This is a genomic window from Micromonospora lupini, from assembly GCF_026342015.1.
GTDB classification, from domain to species: Bacteria; Actinomycetota; Actinomycetes; order Mycobacteriales; family Micromonosporaceae; genus Micromonospora; species Micromonospora lupini_B.
Window position 1 is genome coordinate 1,677,487 of record NZ_JAPENL010000001.1, and the last position, 24,565, is coordinate 1,702,051.

At 72.1% G+C, this 24,565-nt stretch carries 2 protein-coding genes; both read left to right on the forward strand.

Features of this window, described 5'->3' with window-relative positions; all coding sequences use genetic code 11:
• Positions 1 to 228 precede the first annotated feature (228 nt).
• The gene (locus tag OOJ91_RS34350) at positions 229 to 13,797 is read left to right on the forward strand and encodes a type I polyketide synthase (RefSeq protein WP_323178424.1); all 13,569 of its coding nucleotides are present in this window, start codon (positions 229 to 231) and stop codon (positions 13,795 to 13,797) included.
• 5 nt (positions 13,798 to 13,802) lie between these two features.
• Positions 13,803 to 24,563 carry a type I polyketide synthase gene (locus OOJ91_RS07655; RefSeq protein WP_266243884.1) on the forward strand — a complete coding sequence of 3,587 codons (10,761 nt, stop codon included), beginning with the start codon at positions 13,803 to 13,805 and terminating at the stop codon, positions 24,561 to 24,563.
• The last annotated feature ends 2 nt before the right edge of the window (positions 24,564 to 24,565 follow it).

The following is a 24,565-nucleotide window of genomic DNA, read 5'->3' on the forward strand; positions in this document are numbered from 1 at the left end:
GACCCGGTGACGGCGGACCATCGGGAACCCCCCGCGGACGTACGTCCCCAGCTCGCGGCGCGTCACCGAGCCGCGTCCGCGTCCCCGTCCCCCCGGCCGCTTTAGCACTCGGCAAGCGGTGCCTAAGCACCCACCACAACGGTGGGGGTCTTGAGCGACAGCGGTCCGGGTCGACAGACCCGGCATGAGCGAGGCGAGGTCTGGATGGCGCACCCGCCCTTAGCTGCGATGTCCCCGGGCACCTCGGCCAGCACTCCGGCGCAGGAGCCGATCGCCGTCGTCGGCATGTCGTGCCACCTGCCGGGCGCTGCCACCCCGGACGCCTTCTGGGAGTTGCTGCGCAGTGGCACCGACGCGATAGGCGACGTGCCCGAGGGCCGCTGGCCGGGTGCCGACGCCTCGGTACCCACCAGGGGTGGCTTCCTGGAATCCGTCGACAGGTTCGACGCCGGGTTCTTCGGGATCTCGCCGCGGGAGGCGGCCGAGATGGATCCCCAGCAGCGGCTGATGCTCGAACTCGGCTGGGAGGCCCTGGAGCACGCGGGCATCGTGCCCGCCACGCTGAAGGGCACCGCGACGGGCGTCTTCGTCGGCGCGATCTGGGACGACTACGCCACCCTGAGCTACCGCCGGGGCCTGCCGTCGATCTCACCGTTCACCGTGACCGGCCTGCACCGCAGCATCCTTGCCAACCGCGTCTCGTACACCCTGGGTCTGCGCGGCCCGAGCCTCGCGGTCGACAGCGGCCAGTCCTCGTCCCTGGTTGCCGTGCACCTGGCCTGCGAGAGCCTGCGTCGCGGCGAGTCGACGACGGCCCTGGTCGGCGGAGTGAACCTGAACATCACGGCCGAGAGCGCGGCCGGTACGGCCCGCTTCGGCGGCCTCTCCCCCGACGGCAGATGCTTCACCTTCGACGCCCGGGCCAACGGTTACGTGCGTGGTGAGGGCGGCGCGCTTGTCGTGCTGAAGCCTCTGCGGCAGGCCCTGGCCGACGGCGACCGGATCCACTGCGTGATCCGGGGTAGCGCGATGGCGAACGAGGGCGACACCGACGGCCTGACGGTGCCGGACGCGGACACCCAGGAGCGGGTGATCCGGACGGCCTGCCAGGTGGGCGGAGTGGACGCCGCCGAGGTGCAGTACGTGGAGCTGCACGGCACCGGGACCAGGCTCGGCGATCCGATCGAGGCGCGGTCGCTGGGCGCCGCCCTCGGTCGAGCGGCAGACCGCGAAGAGGCCCTGCGCGTCGGATCAGCGAAGACGAACGTCGGCCACCTCGAAGGCGCGGCCGGAATCACCGGCCTGCTCAAAGCGGTCCTCGCGATCAGTCACCGGGAGCTGCCGCCGAGCCTGAACTTCGCGACGCCCCACCCGGACATCCCGCTCGGCGAGCTGGGCCTCAGCGTGCAGACGGAACTGACACCGTGGCCGGAGCCGGACCGGCCGCTGGTGGCCGGTGTGAACTCGTTCGGCATGGGCGGCACCGACTGCCACGTGGTGCTGTCCGACGTACCCGAACAGCCGTACCCCGACCAGGCGGCGCCGCAGCCCCCCACGCAGGTGGCCTGGGTCCTGTCCGCAGTCGACGAGGCGGCGCTGCGCGGACAGGCGCGAGCCCTCCAGGAACGCCTCGCGGGTGATGCCGACACGTCCGCCGCCGAGATCGCCGCGGCGCTCGCCCAGACCCGCACGGCGTTCCCGCACCGCGCGGTGCTGATCGGCCGCGATCGGGACGACCTGGCCGGCCGTCTCGGCGCGCTCGCCGACGGGCACCCGGCCGCCGGCCTGGTCACCGGACGCGTTCGCGCCGAGGCGCCGGTCGCCTTCCTCTACACCGGTCAGGGCAGCCAACGCCTCGGCATGGGCCATGAGCTGTACCGGGAGGTACCCGCCTTCGCCCGCGCGCTCGACGAGATCGACGAACAGTTGCGCCCGCACCTGGGCCGTTCGCTGCTCGACGTGATGTTCGCGCCGGAGGGCTCGCCCGGGGACGACCTGCTGGACCGCACGGAGTACACCCAGCCCGGCCTGTTCGCCGTGGAGGTGGCGCTGCACAGGCTGCTGGAAGGGTGGGGCATCGTCCCCGGCGCGGTCATCGGGCACTCGATCGGCGAACTGACCGCCGCGCACGTCGCCGGTGTGCTGTCGCTCGCCGACGCCTGCGCCCTGGTCGCCGCTCGCGGACGCCTCATGCAGGCGATCGACGCCGCCGGCGCGATGGTCTCCGTCCAGGCCGGCGCGGACGAGGTCGCCGCATCCCTGGCGGGCTACGAGGCCACAGTCGACATCGCCGCCGTGAACGGCCCACGGGCCGTGGTGATCTCCGGGGACGAGCAGGACGTGCTGCGGATCGCCGAGCGGTGGCGCGACCGCGGAGTCAAGGTCAAACGGCTGTCGGTCAGCCACGCCTTCCACTCGCCACACATGGACGCGATGCTCGACGACTTCCGTGCGGTCGCCACCGACCTCACGTTCTCGCCGCCGACAGTTCCGGTCATCTCGAACGTCACCGGCGACGTGGCCACGGCCGAGCAACTGTGCTCACCCGACTACTGGGTGGACCACGTACGCGCCACCGTGCGCTTCGAGCAGGGCCTCACCACCCTGCTGGGCACCGGCGTCGGCACGCTGGTCGAGGTCGGCCCCGACGGCGTCCTGGCGGCTCTGGCCCGCGACACCCTGGCCGACGCGGACGGGCCCGCCCCCACGGCGGTGATCCCGCTGCTACGCGCCGGGCAGCCCGAACTGACGGCCCTCACCCAGGCCCTGGGTCAGGTCTGGACCGAGGGTGTGCCGGTGCCGTGGACGGAGATCCACAACGGGACGCCGGGCCGCCGGGTCAGCCTGCCCACCTACGCCTTCCAGCGCGAGCGGCACTGGCTCGACGAAACCCCCGGAGCACACCGGACCGGGGTACGCCCGCAGACCGCCGGCAACCTCCTCGACCTGGTACGTGCCCACGCGGCGGCGGTGCTGGGTCATCCCTCGACGAGCGCGGTGGACCCGGCCAAGCCGTTTCGGAGTCTCGGCTTCACCTCGCTCACCTCGGTGGAGCTGGTCGGCCAGCTCGCCGCCGCGACAGGCGTCGCCCTGCCGAACACGCTGCTCTTCGACTACCCGACGCCCGAGGCCGTCGCCGAACACCTGCGGACGGTGCTGACGGGTGAGCCGGAGCGGGCGGACGAGACCGGCCGCGCCCCGGTGGCCGCCGACGAGCCGATCGCGCTGGTGGCGATCGGCTGCCGGTATCCCGGCGGCATCCGGTCCCCCGAGGACCTGTGGCGGCTGCTGACCGAGCGCCGGGACGCCGTCTCCGGCTTTCCGGTCAACCGTGGCTGGGACCTCGACGGGCTCTACGACCCCGACCCGGAGCGGACCGGCACGTCGTACACCCGGCACGGCACCTTCCTGCACGACGCCGACGAGTTCGACGCGGACTTCTTCGGGATCAGTCCCCGCGAGGCCGAGGCCATGGACCCGCAGCAGCGCATCCTGCTGGAGATCGCGTGGGAGACGCTGGAACGCGCCCGGATCGTTCCCGCGAGCCTGCGCGGCAGCCGCACCGGTGTCTTCGTCGGCGCCACCTACCAGGACTACGGGCCGCGGCTGCACCAGAGCACACCCGCCTCGGGCGGCTACCTGCTCACCGGCCAGACCGCCAGCGTGATCTCGGGACGCATCTCGTACGTCCTCGGGCTGGAGGGTCCCGCGCTCACCGTCGACACCGCCTGTTCGTCCTCGCTCGTCGCGCTGCACCAGGCCTGCCAGTCGCTGCGGGCCGCGGAGTGCGACCTGGCCCTGGCCGGCGGCGTCACGGTGATGGGTGAGCCCGGCATGTTCGTGGAGTTCAGCCGCCAGCGTGGGCTGGCCCCCGACGGGCGCTGCAAGCCGTTCGCGGCCGCCGCGGACGGGACCGCCTGGGGCGAGGGCGCCGGAATGCTGCTGCTGGAACGGCTGTCCGACGCCGAGGCCAACGGCCACGACGTGCTGGCGATCGTCCGCGGCAGCGCGGTGAACCAGGACGGCGCGTCCAACGGGCTCACCGCTCCCAACGGGCCGTCGCAGCAGCGGGTCATCCGGCAGGCGCTCGTCGGCGCCCGGCTGACCGGCGCCGACGTCGACGCGGTGGAGGCGCACGGCACCGGCACCACCCTCGGCGACCCGATCGAGGCGCAGGCGCTGATGGCCACCTACGGCGTCGGCCGTCCGGCGGACCGGCCCCTCTACCTGGGCAGCGTCAAGTCGAACATCGGGCACACCCAGGCCGCCGCGGGAATGGCCGGAGTCATCAAGATGGTCCAGGCGATGCGGTACGGAACCCTTCCGGCAAGCCTCAACATCGACGCGCCGAGCCCGCACGTCGACTGGTCGCCCGGCACCGTCGCGCTGCTGACCGACCCGGTCGAGTGGCCCGCGACAGGCCGACCCCGTCGGGCCGGAGTCTCGGCGTTCGGCGTGTCCGGCACCAACGCCCACGTCGTCCTGGAACAACCGCCGACGCCGGAGCCCGCGCCGGCGCCTGCGGTCGACGACCCCGGCCCGGTCGCCTGGCTGGTCTCCGGACACAGCCCGGAAGGCCTACGGCGGCAGGCCACGGCACTCGCCCGCTGGGCGCGGTCGGCCGAACGCCCGCCGGCCGAGGTCGCAGCGGCGCTTGTCGCGGGGCGGGCCCGGCTGGACACCGGCGCGGTGGCGATCGGGTCGCACACCGACGAGCTTGTGGACGCGCTGGAGAGCCTCGCCGCCGGCCGGTCGCATCCCGGCCTGGTCACCGGATCCCGTACGTCCGGGCGAACCGTCTTCGTCTTCCCCGGTCAGGGCGCGCAGTGGGCCGGGATGGCGTTGGACCTGTTCGCCAGCACGCCAGTCTTCGCCGCGCAGTTGCGGGCCTGCGCCGACGCGCTGCGTCCGTACACCGGTTGGGACCTCATCGACGTCCTCGCCGAGCGGGACGACGCGCCCGCGTTGGAGGCGGTCGAGGTCGTACAGCCGGCACTGTGGGCGGTGATGGTGTCGCTCGCCCGGCTCTGGCAGCACCACGGTGTACGGCCGGACGTCGTGATCGGGCACTCCCAGGGGGAGATCGCCGCCGCGACCGTCGCCGGGGCGCTCAGCCTGACCGACGGGGCCAAAGTGGTGGCGCTGCGGGCACAGTCGTTGATCCGGATCGCCGGGCAGGGCGGGATGGCCTCGATCCCGCTCGGGGCCGCCGAGACCGAGCAGCGGCTGGCCGAGTTCGACGGCCTGTCCGTGGCGGCGTACAACGGGCCCGCGCACACGGTGGTGGCCGGGGACGCCGACCTGTTGCGCAGGTTCACCGAGCGGTGTCAGCAGGACGGGCTCGACCCCCGCACGATCCCGGTCTCGTACGCCTCGCACACGGCGCACGTCCAGCCGTTGCGCGATCACCTGCTGGAAGTGCTGGACGGCATCGCCCCGCGCTCCTCGGACGTGCCGTTCCACTCGACCCTGACCGCGGCCGAGCTGGACACCACGGAGATGACCGCGGAGTACTGGTTCGAGAACCTGCGCCGACCGGTACGCCTGCAGACCGTCCTGGCCGATCTGCTGGCCACCGGCCACACCCGGTTCATCGAGGTCAGCCCGCACCCGGTGCTGATTCCGGCGATCGCCGCCACGGCCGGCGACGACAGCACGACGGTGACCGGGACGCTCCGCCGCAACGACGGCGGCCCGTCCCGGTTCCTCACCGCGCTTGCCGTCGCGGGGCTCGGCGGCGCCGACGTCGACTGGGCCGGCCTCTTCCCCGCCGACGCGGCGCCCGTCGACCTGCCCACCTACTCCTTCGAGCCGCAGCGGTACTGGCTGCGCCCCGTCGCCGGCAGCGACGTGCCCTCGGCCGGCCTCAACGCGACGGAACACCGGCTGCTCGGCGCCATGATCACCACCCCGCGTGAGGACGGTCTGTTGCAGACCGGCCGGATCTCGCTCACCGCGCACGGCTGGCTCGCCGGGCACATGGTCAACGGTCAGGTGCTGTTCCCCGGCACCGGGTTCGTCGACCTGGCCCTGCACGCCGGTGAGCAGGTCGACTGTGACCTGCTCGACGACCTGACCATCGAGGCGCCGCTGCGGTTGGCGCCGACGTCCGCAGTGGACGTACAGGTGGCCGTCGAGGGCGCCGACGCCGCCGGCCGCCGGAGCATCGGCATCTACGCCCGGGAGGCCGGCGGGGGTCCCGACGCCGGGTGGACGCGGCACGCGATCGGCACGCTCGCGCCGACGCCGCACACGCCACCCGCCCCGGTGGCCGCATTGCCGCAGGGCTCGGTCGAGGTGGACGCGGGCGACCTGTACGAGACCCTGTCCGACCACGGTTACCAGTACGGGCCGGTGTTCCAGGGCCTGCGGTCGGCCCGACGCCTGGACAGCCAGGTCAGCGCCGAGGTGGAGTTGCCCGCCGAGGAACCCGTCGACGGATTCGCCGTGCACCCGGCGCTGCTGGACGCTGCCCTGCACGCCGTCGTCGGTGTGCTCAACGACCCGGCCCGTCTGCTGCTGCCGTTCTCCTGGACGGGAGTCCGGCGGCACGGCGACATCCCCCGGCGGCTGCGGGTGACGGCCGCGGCGGACCGCCCGGACACCGCCGCGCTGCTGCTGAGCGACGAGAACGGCCGGCCGGTCGTCACCGTGGAGTCGGTCGCGCTGCGCCCGGCCGGAGCCGACCTGCTCGGCGACCCCGACGCCCTGCCGTTTCACGAGCTGCGGTGGCAACCACTGGAACCGACAGGCACCCCCACCACGGGCGAACCGCTCATCGAGCGGCTGGCGCCCGGTGAGCCGGACATGCTCCTGGAGCGTCTCCCCGCCGTGCTGGAGCGGCTGCGCTCCTGGATCGCCGACGGGCCGGAGGGAACCGTCCTCGCCCTTGTCGCGCGCACCGGTGACCTTACCGCCGCGGCCACCCGTGGGCTGGTGGGCTGCGCGCAGACCGAGCATCCCGGCCGGATCGTCTGGCTGGAGAGCGACGACGCCGCGTCCGACGCCGAGGTGCACCAGGCGGTACGGGCCGTCCTGGCGGCCGGTGAGACACAGGCCAGGCTGCACGATGGACACCTGTTCGTGCCTCGTCTGACCCGGACGGCGCAGACCGAGCCGGAGCGACCCCCGGTCCTCGATCCGGACGGCACGGTGCTCATCACGGGCGGGACCGGGGAACTGGGACTGCTGTTCGCGCGGCACCTGGTGCAGGTACACGGCGTACGTCATCTGGTGCTGGCCAGCCGCAGTGGCAGCGCGACGCCCGCCGCCGCCGAGGCCGAGCGCCAGCTCGGCGAGGCGGGCGCCGAGGTGACCGTGGTGGCCTGCGACATCGCGGACCGGGACCAGGTCGCGGCCCTGCTGGCCGGGCTGGACCGCCGGCTCACCGCGGTCGTGCACGCCGCCGGCATCCTCGACGACGCGATCCTCACGTCGCTGACCTCCGAGCAGCTGGAACGGGTGGTACGCGCCAAGGCGGTGAGCGCCTGGAACCTGCACGAGCTGACCGCCTCGCACGACCTCGACGCGTTCGTGCTGTTCTCCTCGATGGCCGGTGTCCTGGCACTCCCCGGCCAGGCGAACTACGCCGCGGCCAACGTCTTCCTCGACGCCCTCGCCGCGCACCGGCACGCCCTGGGGTTGCCCGCCCAGGCCCTGGCCTGGGGATACTGGGACCGGGCCTCGGCGATGACCGATCACCTCTCGGACGCCGACGTCGCGCGGATGGCCCGCAGCGGCCTGATTCCGCTGACCACTGCCGAGGGCCTCAGCTACTTCGACCGGGCGCTGCGCCGGCCGGAGACGGAACTGGTGCTGATCCACCCCGACCCTCGCGCGCTGCGTGAGCAGGCCCGGGAGGGCACTCTGCCAGCGGTGCTGCGGGACCTGGTGAGCCGGTCGCCGGGCCGGCCCACCGCCGCTGTCGACTGGCGCGAACGGCTGGCCGCAGCACCGGCGACGGAGCGCGGCGTGCTCTCCCTCGAACTGGTCCTCGCCGAGGCCGCCACCGTGCTCGGTCGCGCCGGAACCGACCGGATGGCGGCGGAGAAGTCCTTCAAGGAGCAGGGCTTCGACTCGCTCACCGCTGTGGAGCTGCGCAATCGGCTGGGCACGGCCACCCGGCTGCGGCTGCCGGCCACGGCCGTCTTCGACTACCCGACCCCGGCGCTGCTGGCCGGGTTCGTCGACGACCAGTTCACCAGCACGCCGGTCACCGTGCCTGCCGCGACGGCCACGAGCGCCGTCCCGGTGGACGACGACCCGATCGTGGTGGTCGGGATGGGCTGCCGGTTCCCGGGTGGAGTGACCTCACCCGAAGAGCTGTGGGAACTGGTGGTGGAGGGCCGGGAGACGGTGTCGGACTTCCCGGTGAACCGCGGCTGGGACCTGGATGAGCTTTTCGGAACGGGCCCGAACACCTCGCTGACCCGGCGCGGCAGTTTCCTGCACGACGCCGGTGACTTCGACGCGGACTTCTTCGGGATGAGTCCTCGGGAGGCTCTGGCCACCGATCCTCAGCAGCGGCTGTTGTTGGAGACGGCGTGGGAGACGATCGAACACGCCGGGATCGACCCCACCACCCTGCGCGGTTCCCGCACCGGCGTCTACGCCGGCGTCATGTACGCGGAGTACGGCGCGCGCCTGCTGCAGACGTCCCGAGCCGAGCTGGCCGGATATTTCGCTACCTCGTCGACGAACAGCGTCGCGTCGGGGCGGATCGCCTACACCCTCGGCCTGGAGGGGCCGGCAGTCACCATCGACACGGCCTGCTCATCGTCGTTGGTGGCTATCCACCAGGCCGCGACCGCCCTGCGCAACGGCGAATGCGACCTCGCCCTCGCCGGCGGCGCCACGATCCTGGCGACCCCCGGGATCTTCGTCTCGTTCAGTCAACAGCACGGGCTCTCGGAGGACGGACGCTGCAAACCCTTCTCCGACACCGCCGACGGCACCGGCTGGAGCGAAGGCGCAGGACTCCTCCTGCTCGAACGCCTCACCGACGCCCACACCAACAACCACCACATCCACGCCATCCTGCGCGGCTCCGCCATCAACCAAGACGGCGCCTCCAACGGACTCACCGCCCCCAACGGCCCCGCCCAACAACGCGTCATCCACGCCGCCCTCACCAACGCCCACCTCACCCCCACCGACATCGACGCCATCGAAGCCCACGGCACCGGCACCACCCTCGGCGACCCCATCGAAGCCCAAGCACTCATCAACACCTACACCCCCCACCGCACCCACCCCCTCTACCTCGGCTCCATCAAATCCAACATCGGCCACACCCAAGCCGCCGCCGGAGCCGCCGGCACCATCAAAATGATCCAAGCCATCAACCACGCCACCCTCCCCCCCACCCTCCACACCACCACCCCCACCCACCACATCGACTGGCACACCACCCCCCTACAACTGCTCACCACCACCACACCCTGGCCCACCACCAACCACCCCCGCCGCGCCGCCATCTCCTCCTTCGGCATCTCCGGCACCAACGCCCACATCATCATCGAACAACCACCCACCCCCACCACACCAAGCCCAGCGCCACACCAGCAGACAAACGAGCCACCCAGCCCCGAAGCAGCCCAGGCAACAGGCACGGAAAACGGCGTCAAGACCGCCGAAGAAACGGCCCCAAAAGCAGGCCGCAAAACACGCGACAAGACCGGCCAGGACACCGGCGTCAAAACCGGCGAGGAAACAAGCCGCGAAACGGGCCAGGACACGGGCGAAGACTCAAGCCAGGACGCAAGTCCGGAGTCAGGTCAGGAAAGCGGCCGGGAATCAGACCAGGAGTCGGGTCAAGAGGCCGACTGGACCACACCGTGGCTCATCTCCGCGAAAACACCACAAGCCCTCACCGCCTACGCCCAACAACTCACCCACCACCTCGACACCCACCCCCACACCCCACCCGCCGCCATCGCCGCCACACTCCACCACCGCACCCGCTTCCCCCACACCGCCCTCATCTTCAACACCCACCAACTCCACGCCCTCGCCACCAACCAACCCGGACCCACCCACCTCACCAACCCACCCCCCACCGGCAAAACCGCCTACCTCCTCACCGGCCAAGGCAGCCAACACCTCAACATGGGCCGCCAACTCCACCACACCTACCCCGCCTTCGCCCACGCCTTCGACACCACCTGCGCCGCCCTCGACCCCCACCTCCCCCAACCCCTCAAAACCATCATCTGGGGCACCAACCCCCACCACCTCAACCAAACCCTCTACACCCAACCCGCCCTCTTCGCCATCCACACCGCCCTACACCACCTCCTCACCACCCTCAACCTCACCCCCGACTACTACCTCGGCCACTCCATCGGCGAACTCACCGCCGCCCACCTCGCCGGACTCTGGACCCTCACCGACACCGCCCACCTCATCACCACCCGCGCCACCCTCATGCACCACCTCCCACCCGGCGGCACCATGCTCGCCATCAACACCCACCCCCACAACCTCCACCACACCCTCACCCACCACCCCACCGCCACCATCGCCGCCCACAACTCCCCCACCAACACCGTCATCGCCGGCCCCACACACACCCTCAAAACCCTCGCCCAACACTGGCGAAACGAAGGCTACAAAGTCACCCCCCTCAACGTCTCCCACGCCTTCCACTCACCCCTCATGCACCACGCCGCCCAACAATTCGCCAAAACCGCCGCCACCGTCACCTACCACCCCACCACCACACCCATCATCTCCAACCTCACCGGAACCATCGCCACCACCGAACAACTCACCAACCCCCACTACTGGGCCACCCTCATCGAACAACCCGTCCAATTCGCCACCGGCCTCCACACCCTCCACAACCACGGCGTCACCACCTACCTCGAACTCGGACCCGACGCCACCCTCACCCACCTCACCCACGAAAACCTCCCCACCACCACCGCCCACCCCACCACCCGCAAACACCAACAAGAAACCACCACCCTCCTCACCACCCTCGCCCACACCCACCACCTCCCACCCCCCACCACACCACCCACCACCAACCTCCCCACCTACCCCTTCCAACACCACACCTACTGGCTCACGGACGAGGCCAAGACGGACGCGGCCGGGCTCGGGCTCGTGGCCGATCCCCACCCGCTGCTCGGCGCGCGGCTCAACCTGCCCGACGACGGCCTCGTCCTCACCGGCCGGATCGGTCTCAGGACCCAACCGTGGCTGGCCGACCACGCGCTCGGCGGTGTCCGCCTCGTGCCCGGCAGCGCGTTCTTCGACCTGGCCCTGCACGCCGGTTCGCTCACCGACGCTCCGCACGTGCAGGAGCTGACCCTGCAGCAACCTCTGGTGCTACCGGACCGCACGGCTGTCGACGTCCAGGTCGCCATCGCGGCCACCGACGATCCGGGCGAGTGGACGATCGCGATCCGCAGCCGGGACGACGACGAGTGGACCGAGCACGCGACAGGCGTCCTCACGGCGACACCGCCGATGCCGTCCGGCGGAGCGGCCGCGTGGCCCCCGCCCGGCGCCACGCCGCTGCCGGTCGTGGACTTCTATCTGGACCGGGAGCAGCTCGGCTACGAGTACGGCCCGGTCTTCCAGGGACTGACCCAGGCGTGGCGCACCGGCACCGGCGTAGCCGCCGAGATCACCCTGCCGGCGGACCTCGACGTGACCGGCACCCACCTGCACCCAGCTCTGCTGGATGCGGCGCTGCACACCATCCATCTACTGCGCGACGACGCCCCCGGCACACCCCGGCACGCGCCGTACACCTGGGCTGGCAGCCTGCACCGCGACCCGGATGCGCCGACAGTTCTGCGGGTCACCACGACCCCGGCGTCCGAGCCGGACCGCTACACCATCGCCGTCGCCACGCCGTCGTCACCGGAGCCGGTCGCCACCCTGTCGGTGACCACCCGCCCGGTCGCCACCGAGGCGGGCGGCGCGCTGCGCAACGCTCTGTTCGAACTGACCTGGGTGCCGCTGCCCGCCACGAACACGCCCACCATCGGCTGGACCGGACTCGTCCTCGACGAGGACTCCGGCGGCGAGCCGGAGAACGTCCTGCGGGTCACCACCGAGGTGCTGTCCCGGCTGCGGGCGCATCGCGACGCCGACTCCGACCTCGGCCCGCTCGTCGTGATCACCCGCGGCGCGGTGGCGAGTCATCCGGACGAGGCCGTCACGAGTCTCGCCGCAGCCGCCGCCTGGGGTCTGGTCCGGTCGGCGCAGACGGAGAGCCCCGGCCAGTTCTGCCTGGCCGACGTCGACGGGTCCCCGGACGATCCACAGGTGCGGACGGCCGTCGAGGCGGCCATTGCCGCCGGCGAGGGGCAGATCCTGGTGCGAGGTGGGCAGGCCCTGGTGCCACGTCTGGCCCGCCTGGCCATGGACCCACAGGCCGAGAACGACGGCCCCATCTGGGACGCGCAGGGCACGGTCCTGATCACCGGGGGCACCGGCGCGCTCGGTTCCCGCACGGCCCGGCATCTGGCCAGCCAGCATGGCGTACGTCATCTGTTGTTGGTCGGCCGGCGCGGACCGGATGCTCCCGGCGCGGATGCGCTGCGCGAGGAACTGGCCGGGCTCGGCGCCGAGGCCGCGATCGTCGCGTGCGACGTCGCGGACGAGGCGCAGCTACGCGCCCTGCTGACGCAGCACCTGGCGGGCCGTCGGCTCGCCGGCGTGGTGCACACGGCCGGCGTCCTGGACGACGCGATGATCACGTCACTGACCACGGAACGGCTCGGCGGCGTCCTGCGAGCCAAGGTGGACGCGGCCTGGCATCTGCACCGGCTCACCACCGAGATGGGCCTGGACCCCGAGCTGTTCGTGCTCTTCTCGTCGGTGGCCGGCACGGCCGGGACGATGGGTCAGGGCAACTACGCGGCGGCCAACGCGGCGCTGGACGGGCTCGCCGGGCTCCGACACGCGCAGGGTCTTCCCGCCGTCTCGCTCGCCTGGGGCCGATGGGCCGAGACCTCGGGCATGACCGCCGGGCTGGACGCGGCCGACCGCGCCCAGCTCGACCGGATCGGCCTCGTCCCGATGCCCGTCGAGCAGGGCCTGGCCCTGCTGGACGCGGCGCTGACACACAGGCGCACCCATCCGGTGCTGGTGACCGCCCGGCTGGACCTGGCGGCCCTGCGGCGACGCGCCGATGAGGACCCTCGTCCGACGATCTTCTCGGGCCTGCTGCCGACGACACGGGCCGGTGCCCGCACGCGAACTGGTCCGAGCCCGGAATCCCTGACCGAGGAGCTTGGCGCTCTGACCGACGAGGATCGCAGGGCGCGGATCCACGCGCTGATCATCGCCGAGGTGGCCGGGGTGTTGGCCCACTCTCCGACGACCATCCAGGCGGGACGCTCCTTCAAGGAGTTGGGCTTCGATTCGATGACCGCGATCGAGCTTCGCAACCGCCTGCACAGCCGGACCGGACTGCGGCTGCCCGCCACCCTGATCTTCGACCACGCCAATCCGGATGCCCTCGCCGAACACCTGGCGACCGCGCTGGCACCACGCAAGCCCGCGCCCGCGGTCGGCCTGCTCGACCAGATCGAGGGTCTGGAGAAGCTGCTGGCGGGCCTGTCGCCGGAGCACCTGACCAGTGCGGTGCCCGACGACACGCGCCGCGACGAGATCACTGCACGACTGCGGGATCTCTCGTCCGCCTGGGCGTCGGTGCAGCCCGTGCCAGCGGTCGCCGAGGGGATCGACGCGGTCAGCGACGACGACCTCCTCGATTTCCTCGACAACAAATTCGGAGTCACCGGCGGCGCCGACCAGCTTCGTCAGGACGGGTGATGCAGATGACAAGCAACGAGGATCGCCTACGGGAGCACGTACGACGGCTCGCCCGCGAGGTCGACGAGGCCCAGCGGACCGTCCGGGATCTGGAGTACCGCGCCCGTGAGCCGATCGCGGTGGTGGGCATGGGTTGTCGTTTCCCCGGGGGTGTGCGGTCGGCCGATGACCTGTGGGACTTGGTCGTTCAGGGCCGCGACGCCGTATCCGGATTCCCCACCGGACGAGGCTGGGACATCGACGCCCTCTACGACCCCGACCCCGACCACCCCGGCACCACCTACTGCCGCGAAGGCGGCTTCCTGCACGACGCCGGTGACTTCGACGCGGACTTCTTCGGGATGAGTCCTCGGGAGGCTCTGGCCACCGATCCTCAGCAGCGGCTGTTGTTGGAGACGGCGTGGGAGACGATCGAACACGCGGGGATCGACCCCACCACCCTGCGCGGCACCCGCACCGGCGTCTACGCCGGGATCATGTACTCCGACTACGGCGGTCGTCTGATCCAACGAACGCCTGAAGATGTCGAGGCGTACGTGATGACGGGCAGCGCCGGCAGTGTGGCCTCCGGCCGCATCGCCTACACGTTGGGCCTCGAAGGCCCCGCCGTCACCATCGACACCGCCTGCTCCTCATCACTGGTCGCCATGCACCACGCCGCCACCGCCCTACGCAACGGCGAATGCGACCTCGCCCTCGCCGGCGGCGCCACCATCATGGCCACCCCCAACGTCTTCATCGAATTCTCCCGCCAACGCGGCCTCGCCCCCAACGGACGCTGCAAACCCTTCTCCGACACCGCCGACGGCACCGGCTGGAGCGAAGGCGCAGGACTCCTCCTGCTCGAACGCCTCACCGACGCCCACACCAACAACCACCACATCCACGCCATCCTGCGCGGCTCCGCCATCAACCAAGACGGCGCCTCCAACGGACTCACCGCCCCCAACGGCCCCGCCCAACAACGCGTCATCCACGCCGCCCTCACCAACGCCCACCTCACCCCCACCGACATCGACGCCATCGAAGCCCACGGCACCGGCACCACCCTCGGCGACCCCATCGAAGCCCAAGCACTCATCAACACCTACACCCCCCACCGCACCCACCCCCTCTACCTCGGCTCCATCAAATCCAACATCGGCCACACCCAAGCCGCCGCCGGAGCCGCCGGCACCATCAAAATGATCCAAGCCATCAACCACGCCACCCTCCCCCCCACCCTCCACACCACCACCCCCACCCACCACATCGACTGGCACACCACCCCCCTACAACTGCTCACCACCACCACACCCTGGCCCACCACCAACCACCCCCGCCGCGCCGCCATCTCCTCCTTCGGCATCTCCGGCACCAACGCCCACATCATCATCGAACAACCACCCACCCCCACCACCAACACCCAAGACACCACCTCACAGCCACACCAGCAGACAGACGAGCAACCCACCCCCGAAGCACCACAGGAAACCGGCGTCAACACCGCCGAAGAAACGGCCCAAAAAGCAGGCCGCAAAACACGCGACAAGACCGGCCAGGACACCGGCGTTAAAACCGGCGAGAAAACAGACGCCGAAACAGGTGAAGACTCGCGACGGGACGCGAGCCTGAAGTCAGGTCAGGACACGGGCCAGCAATCAGGTCAGGAAAGCGGCCGGGAATCAGACCAAGAGTCGGGGCACGACACCGAGCAGGCCGACTGGACGACGCCGTGGCTCATCTCCGCGAAAACACCACAAGCCCTCACCGCCTACGCCCAACAACTCACCCACCACCTCGACACCCACCCCCACACCCCACCCGCCGCCATCGCCGCCACACTCCACCACCGCACCCGCTTCCCCCACACCGCCCTCATCTTCAACACCCACCAACTCCACGCCCTCGCCACCAACCAACCCGGACCCACCCACCTCACCAACCCACCCCCCACCGGCAAAACCGCCTACCTCCTCACCGGCCAAGGCAGCCAACACCTCAACATGGGCCGCCAACTCCACCACACCTACCCCGCCTTCGCCCACGCCTTCGACACCACCTGCGCCGCCCTCGACCCCCACCTCCCCCAACCCCTCAAAACCATCATCTGGGGCACCAACCCCCACCACCTCAACCAAACCCTCTACACCCAACCCGCCCTCTTCGCCATCCACACCGCCCTACACCACCTCCTCACCACCCTCAACCTCACCCCCGACTACTACCTCGGCCACTCCATCGGCGAACTCACCGCCGCCCACCTCGCCGGACTCTGGACCCTCACCGACACCGCCCACCTCATCACCACCCGCGCCACCCTCATGCACCACCTCCCACCCGGCGGCACCATGCTCGCCATCAACACCCACCCCCACAACCTCCACCACACCCTCACCCACCACCCCACCGCCACCATCGCCGCCCACAACTCCCCCACCAACACCGTCATCGCCGGCCCCACACACACCCTCAAAACCCTCGCCCAACACTGGCGAAACGAAGGCTACAAAGTCACCCCCCTCAACGTCTCCCACGCCTTCCACTCACCCCTCATGCACCACGCCGCCCAACAATTCGCCAAAACCGCCGCCACCGTCACCTACCACCCCACCACCACACCCATCATCTCCAACCTCACCGGAACCATCGCCACCACCGAACAACTCACCAACCCCCACTACTGGGCAAGCCTCATCGAACAACCCGTCCAATTCGCCACCGGTCTGCACACCCTGCACAACCACGGCGTCACCACCTACCTCGAACTCGGACCCGACGCCACCCTCACCCACCTCACCCACGAAAACCTCCCCACCACCACCGCCCACCCCACCACCCGCAAACACCAACAAGAAACCACCACCCTCCTCACCACCCTCGCCCACACCCACCACCTCCCACCCCCCACCACACCACCCACCACCAACCTCCCCACCTACCCCTTCCAACACCACACCTACTGGCTGCACCCCACCGCCGGCGGCGACGTCAGGACGGCGGGCCTCACGCCGACCGGGCACCCGTTCCTGGGCGCGGCGCTGCGCCAGGCGGACGGCACGGGCTGGGTCTTCACCGGCCGCATCGCGGCGGGCAGCCGCGCGTGGCCCATGGTCAGCGGGACACCTGTCGTACCGGGAGCGGCACTTGTGGAGCTGCTCCTGCACGCGGGCGCGCAGATCGACGCCCCGCGGGTGGCCGCACTCGATGTCGCCGTGCCGATCACCCTCGACGGAGATGGCGCCCTCACGGTTCAACTGCGGGCCGGCGCACCGGACGGGGAGGGACACGTACCGATCGAGATCTACGGGAGCGCCGACGGCGCCGTCTGGACCCGGCACGCCACCGGGTCGCTGGCAGCCGAGGCGCACGTGGGCGGGCCAACCGACGAGGAATGGCCGCCCGGCGGGGAGCCGGTCGATGTGGACGGCCTCTACGGCGAGCTGGACGCCGACGGGCTGACGGTTCCGCCCGACCTGCGCCTGGTGCGCGCCGCCTGGGCGCGGGACGACGTCCGTTACGCCGAGATCTCAATCCCGACCGCCGACGACGCGTACGCCATCGCCCCTGCTCTGCTCGACGCCGCGCTGCACGCGGCCCTGCCGGGGGCGGGCCCGGCCGGCGCGGTGGCGTTGCCCTGGACCTGGCGGGACGTACAGCTCCACGCCACTGGATCGGCGACACTGCGGGTGCGGGTCAGCCCGAACGGCACGGACGATGTCGATCTGCTGGTCAGCGACCCCGCCGGCCATCGGGTGCTCACCGCCCGGGTGCGGCTGGACGACCGAACCGTCCCGGCCACGACGACGGCCGTCGCGCTCGCCCAGGCGTACGTCCCGGACTGGGTGACGATCGAGGGGCCGGAGACCGCCGACCCGGGCCGGTGGGCGGCGCTTGACGATCCGGAGCTGGCACAGGCCCTGAGTGGTCCCGGTCGGACGGTCGCCGCGTCGCCGACAGGTGCTGAGGACGCGGTGCTCCTCGTCTGCCGGCCACGGCCCGGTGACGATGACGACCTGCCGGCGCGCGCCCGCGAGGCCGCCGAGCACACACTCGACGTGGTACGCGAGTGGTTGGAGCGCGATCCCGACGGCCGCCTCCTGGTGGTGCTGACCGACGGTGGGGTCGCCGTGGGGGACGAGGACGTACGCGACCTCGGCGCCGCGGCGATCTGGGGCCTGCTCGCCTCGCCCCGCCTGGAGGACACCGATCGGATCCGGCTCGTCGACGCCCCGCCGGACTCCGCCGTCATCGCAGCCGCGCTTGCCACACAGGAGCCCCGGGTCGCCGCTCGCGACGGTCTGCTGCTGGCCCCCCGGCTCACCCGCGTCACCAGCACGCCCGGCGGCACGGCTGGGCAGGTCGACGAGGAGGACGCGGTCCTGGTGACCGGCTCGGGGCCGTACGCCGATGTCCTGGCCGAGAGGTTCGGCCACGCGCACGTGCTGCGCGTGGCCGACCCCGGCGAGCCGGGCGCGTTGGAGGCGGCGGTGCGGGAGATACCGGCGGACCGGCGGTTGGCCGCCGTGATCGACACCGACGCGGCCCGGCACCCGGCCCGCCCGGAAACGGCCTGGCGGCTGCACCGCCTGACGATGGACCGGCAGCCCGCCGCGTTCGTCACGCTGGCAGTCATCGCCGATCCCGCCGGCGCGACCGGCGATCATGGTCCCGACCTGCACGACGAGGCGGCGGCCGGCTTTCTTGGCGCCCTGACCGCGGTGCGTCGGGCTGCCGGTCTGCCGGCGCTCACCATCGTCTTCGCCACCGAACCGACCACCGACGTCCTCCCGCTCGTGGAGCAGGCGTGGGAGACCGGGCAACCGGTGACCGTGCTCGCCGACCTCCCGCCGGGCCGGCTGCGCGCGCGGGCGCGGGCCGGAGTGCTGCCGGCGGCACTGTCCGGGCTGGTGCCCGCGCGGCTGCGGCGGGCGGCGGCTGCGGCGGGGGCGGAGGGCGGCTCACTCCGCCGTCGGCTGTTGCCGATGAGTGCCGCCGACCGGCTGGCGGCGATGCTCGCCGTGGTCCGTACCCACGTGGCCGGCGTGCTCGGCCACGCCGATCCAGCCGGGATCGAACCCGGGCGGGCGTTCAAGGAGTTGGGCTTCGACTCGCTGACCGCGGTGTCCCTGCGCAACCGGCTGGTCGAGGCGACAGGCCTGGCGCTGTCGCCCACGCTGGTGTTCGACCACCCGTCGCCGTCCGCGCTCGTCGACGTGCTGATCGCCGAGCTGCTCGGGGAGGAGGTCGCACCGTCCCGGACCGTCGCGGCACACCGGGGAACCACAGACGAACCCGTGGCGATCGTGTCGATGGGCTGCCGGTTCCCCGGCGGGGTGACAGGGCCGGAGGACCTGTGGCGGCTGACCATCGAGGAGAGGGACGCGGTCGGGGGTTTCCCTGTCGATCGGGGCTGGGACGCGGCAGGCCTGTACGACCCGGACCCGGATCACACCGGGACCAGCTACACGCGTGAGGGTGGCTTCCTCTACGACGCGGCGCACTTCGACGCCGACTTCTTCGGGCTGAGCCCGCGCGAGGCGTACGCCACCGACCCGCAGCAGCGGCTGCTCCTCAAGGTGGCCTGGGAGGCGATCGAGCGGGCCGGCATCGACCCGGCCGCCCTGCACGGAAGCGACACAGGCGTGTTCGTCGGTGTCGTCTACCAGGACTATCGCTCACGGCTGCACCGCAAGCCGGACGGGTACGAGGGGTACCTCGACATCGGCAGCGCGGCGAGCGTCGCCTCCGGCCGGATCTCGTACGTCCTGGGTCTGGAAGGCCCCGCCGTGACTGTCGACACCGCCTGTTCCTCGTCGCTTGTGGCGATCCATCAGGCGGCGCAGTCCCTGCGGCAGGGCGAGTGCGATCTCGCGCTGGCCGGCGGGGCGACCGTGATGGCCACGCCCAGCACCTTCGTGGAGTTCAGCCGGCAGCGGGCTCTGTCCCCGGACGGCCGGTGCAAGCCGTTCGCGGCCGCCGCGGACGGCACCGGCTGGGGTGAGGGGGCCGGAGTCGTGCTGCTGGAACGGCTCTCCGACGCGCGTCGTAACGGCCACCCGGTGCTCGCTGTGATCCGCGGCTCGGCCGTCAACCAGGACGGCGCGTCGAACGGGCTGACCGCTCCGAACGGGCCGGCCCAGCAACGGGTGATCCGGCAGGCGCTGGCGAATTCGGGGCTGGAGCCGGACGGCGTCGACGTCGTCGAGGCGCACGGCACCGGCACCACGCTTGGTGATCCGATCGAGGCCCAGGCGGTGCTCGCCACGTACGGCCGCGACCGCGACCCCGAGCGGCCGCTCTGGCTCGGGTCGGTGAAGTCGAACATCGGGCACACGCAGGCGGCGGCAGGCGTCGCCGGGGTGATCAAGATGGTCGAGGCGATGCGGCACGGCCGACTTCCGGCGACCCTGCACATCGACGCGCCGAGCCCGCACGTCGATTGGAGCGCCGGCTCGGTCAGCCTGCTCACCGAGGCCGTCGCGTGGCCGGAGAACGGCCGTCCACGCCGGGCCGGGGTGTCCGCGTTCGGAATGAGCGGCACCAACGCGCACCTGGTCATCGAGGCGCCGGAGCGAGTCGAGGCGCCGGAGCAGCCTGCGGCACCGGAGCAGACCGGCGACACGTCGCCGCGGCCGTGGCTGCTGTCCGGGCGTTCCGACGCCGCCCTACGCGCCCAGGCCGAGCGGCTCGCCGCGCACCTGGCCGAGAGCGTCGTGCCGTTCGCCCAGGTGGCACGGGCGATGGCGACCGGGCGCAGCCGCTTCGAGCGACAGAGCGTCCTGGTGGCCGACGACTCGGACGCGGTGGCCGGGCTCCGCGCGGTCGCCGCCGGCGTCGAGGTGCCCGGTCTGGTCGGACCGGGCGAGCGGGCGGACGGCAGAACCGTGTTCGTGTTCCCCGGCCAGGGTTCCCAGTGGGCCGGGATGGCGCGCGAGTTGATGGAGCAGTCCGCGGTCTTCCGTGCCGCGCTCGAGGACTGCGCCGAGGCGCTGGCCCCGTTCGTGGACTGGTCGCCGATCGAGGTGCTGCGTGCCGGGCCGGAGGCCGGCCCGCTGGACCGGGTGGACGTGGTGCAGCCGCTGCTGTGGGCCATGATGGTGTCCCTGGCGAGGCTCTGGCAGGCGTCGGGCGTACGCCCGGACGCGGTGGTCGGGCACTCCCAGGGTGAGATCGCGGCGGCCTGCGTCGCCGGCGCGCTGTCGGTCTCCGACAGCGCGAAGGTCGTCGCCCTGCGCAGCCGTCTGCTGGTGAAGCTGGCCGGGCTCGGTGGGATGGCCTCGGTCGCGCTGGCCGCCGACGAGGTTGCGGCGCGGCTCGCGCCCTGGGGCGACCGGCTCGCCGTCGCCGCCGTCAACGGGCCCGCCTCCACCGTGGTGGCCGGTGACGCCGAGGCGTTGACCGAGTTCGTCGCGGCGACGAGGGACGACGCCCGGGTCCGGGTCATCCCGGTGGATTACGCCTCGCACACCGCGCACGTCGAGGCCGTGCGCGACGAACTGCTCGCGGCGCTCGACGGCATCCGTCCCCGCGGCACCGACATCGCCTTCTACTCGTCGGTCACCGGCTCACGGATCGACCCCGCCGAGTTGGACGCCGACTACTGGTACCGCAACCTGCGTCAGACCGTCCACTTCGACCACGCCACCCGGTCCCTGCTCGCGGACGGCCACCGCCTGTTCGTCGAGAGCAGCCCGCACCCGGTACTCACCGTCGGGCTTCAGGAGACGTTCGAGGCCACGGAGGTCGGTGCCGGCGTACCGGCCGCGATCGGCACGTTGCGGCGTGACGACGGCGGATGGTCGCGTTTCCTCGGTGCCGCGGCGGCGGTTCACACCAGGGGTTGCGCCGTCGACTGGGCCGCGATGCTGGGCGAGCGGCTGCCGGCGATCGGCCCGGTGCTGCCCACCTACCCGTTCCAGGAGCAGCGGTACTGGCTGGACGAGCCGCCCACGGCCGCCGTCGACGTCAGCTCGGCCGGCCTGGACCGGACCGCGCACCCGTTCCTGTCCGCCGCCCTGTCGCCCGCCGACAGCGACACCCGGTTGCTCACCGGTCGGCTGTCGCTGCGGACGCAGCCCTGGCTGGCCGACCACGCCGTGGCGGGCGTGGTGCTGCTGCCCGGCACCGCGTTCCTGGAAATGGCGCTGACCGCCGCGGGCGACGTGGGCTGCGCCGCCGTCGAGGAACTCACCCTGGACGCCCCCCTCATGCTCGATGCCGAGCACGACGTCCAGCTCCAGGTGGTGGTCGGCGCCCCGGCCGCGGACGGCACACGTCAGGTGTCCGTGCACAGCCGGCAGGCGACACCCGGAGAGGACCGGCCGTGGACCCGGCACGCCGCCGGCCTGGTGACCGACGCCGTCCAGGCGGCGGCGCCTGCCGACGCGTCGTGGCCGCCCGAGGGCGCCGAGCCGATCGACGTCACGGACCTCTACGACCGGCTCGACCAGCTCGGCTACCAGTACGGGCCGACGTTCCAGGGGCTTGTCGCCGCCTGGCGCCGCGGCCCGGAGCTGTTCACCGAGGTACGCCTGTCGGACGCCCTGGATCGCACCGGTTGGACGCTGCACCCGGCGCTGCTCGACGCCGCGCTGCACACCGCGGCGTTGGAGCCCGGTGGCCTGGAACGGGTACGCCTGCCGTTCTCGTGGAGCGGCGTCCGCCCCCATGCAGTGGACCCCGCCGTGCTGCGGGTCCGCATGACGCCGGTCGGAGCGGACCGCCCGGACACCGTACGACTCGCGCTCGCCGACGGCTCCGGTACGCCGGTGCTGACCGTCGAGTCGCTGGCACTGCGCCCCGTCGACCCGGAGCAACTGCGCAGCGGCGGGTCGGCCGGCACCGAGAACCTCTTCCAGCTCGGCTGGACGCCGATCCCGCCGGGGACGCGGGCCGAGGCGGTGCGCTTCGCCGTGCTCGGCTCCGACCGCGGCCTGGCCGGGGCGCTGTCACGCGCCGGGGAGTCGGTGCGGGAGTTCCCCCACCTGGAGGCCCTGACCGAGGCCGTCTCGAACGGCGAGCGCGCACCGGACGTCGTGCTGGCATCCGCCCGCGACGCCGTACCGGACACCCTGGCCGCCGCACCTGACGGTCCCGCCGCCGATCCGGTGTCCGCCGCGCACGGCGGGGCCGAACGGATCCTGCTGCTGGCGCAGAACTGGCTGGCCGCGCCGGACCTGGCCGAGACCCGCCTGGTGCTGGTGACCGAGCGGGCCGTCCGGACCGACGACGACGAACCGCATCCCGACCTGGCCTGCGCGCCGCTGTGGGGCCTGCTGCGTTCGGTGCAGTCGGAGAATCCGGGCCGCTTCGTGCTCGCCGACCTCGACGGCACCGACGCGTCGCTGCAACGGCTACCGGGCGCGCTGGCCACCGACGAGCCGCAGTTCGCGGTACGCACCGGCACGGTGCTGCTCCCCCGACTGAGCCGGGCCGCGGCGACCACCGACGCGCCGCGCCTCGACCCGGAGGGGACGGTGCTGATGACCGGCGCCACAGGCGTGATCGGCGGGGTCGTCGCCCGGCACCTGGTCACCCGGCACGGCGTACGCCATCTGGTGCTGGCCACCCGACGCGGCCCGGATGCGCCCGGCGCCGAGGCGTTGGTCGACGACCTGCGCGCGGCCGGCGCCGAGGTCCGGGTCGTCGCCGCCGACGCGGCGGATCCGCGGCAGGCGGCCCGCCTGCTGCGGGACATCCCGGCCGCGCACCCCCTCACCGCCGTGATCAACGCGGCGGGCGTGCTCGACGACGGCCTGATCGAGACGATGACCGCCGACCGCCTGCACGCCGTTCTGCGGCCCAAGGTGGACGCCGCCTGGAACCTGCACCGGCTCACGGCGGCCGCCCCGTCGGTCCAGTTCGTGCTCTTCTCCTCCATCGCCGGGGTGATCGGCGCCGCCGGCCAGTCCAACTACGCGGCCGCCAACGCCTTCACCGACCAGCTGGCCCACTACCGGCAGGCGCGGGGCCTGCCGGCGGTCGCCCTGGCCTGGGGTCTGTGGGAGCAGAGCAGTGGCATGACCGCCCACCTGAGCCAGGCCGACCTGGCCCGGATGAACCGCACAGGCGTGCTTCCGCTGACCGTCGCGGAGGGTCTGGCCCTCCTGGACGCGGCACTGCAACGACCCGCCGGGCCGACGCTCGTACCGGCCCGGCTCAACCGGGAGTCGCTGCGGGCGCAGGCCGCGGCGGGGCTCATCGCCCCGGTCTTCCGGTCGCTGGTACGGGCGCCCCTGCGGGCCGCCGCCGACCCGGTCGCCGACCAGCCGCTTGGCGACCGGCTGGCCCGGCTCACCCCGGACGAGCAGGAGCGCGAGGTCGCTGCCCTGGTCCGCGGGCAGGCCGCGATGGTCCTCGGCCACGACGGCAGCGCCCTGATCGACCAGAACCGCGGGTTCCTCGACCTCGGATTCGACTCGCTGACCGCCGTCGAGTTCCGCAACCGGCTCAACGCCCTCACCGGGCTGCGCCTGCCGGCCACGCTGCTGTTCGACCATCCCTCACCCGGTGAGCTGACCCGACACCTGCTGACCCTGGTGACACCCGAGGCGGCGCCCAGCGGCGAGGACGCGGTGCTGCGGGCGGTGCTGGAGCTGGAGGCGGCACTGCCCGGCGTCGGCGAGGACGACGAGGCGCGCACCCGGCTCGCCGGCCGCGTACGCGAACTGCTGGCGCAGTTGGAGGACGACCCGGGGGGCGGTCGTGACGAGGTCTCGCTCGGATCGGCAAGTGACGACGAGATCTTCCAATTCATCGACAACGAGCTCGGAATCGAGGGTTGAGC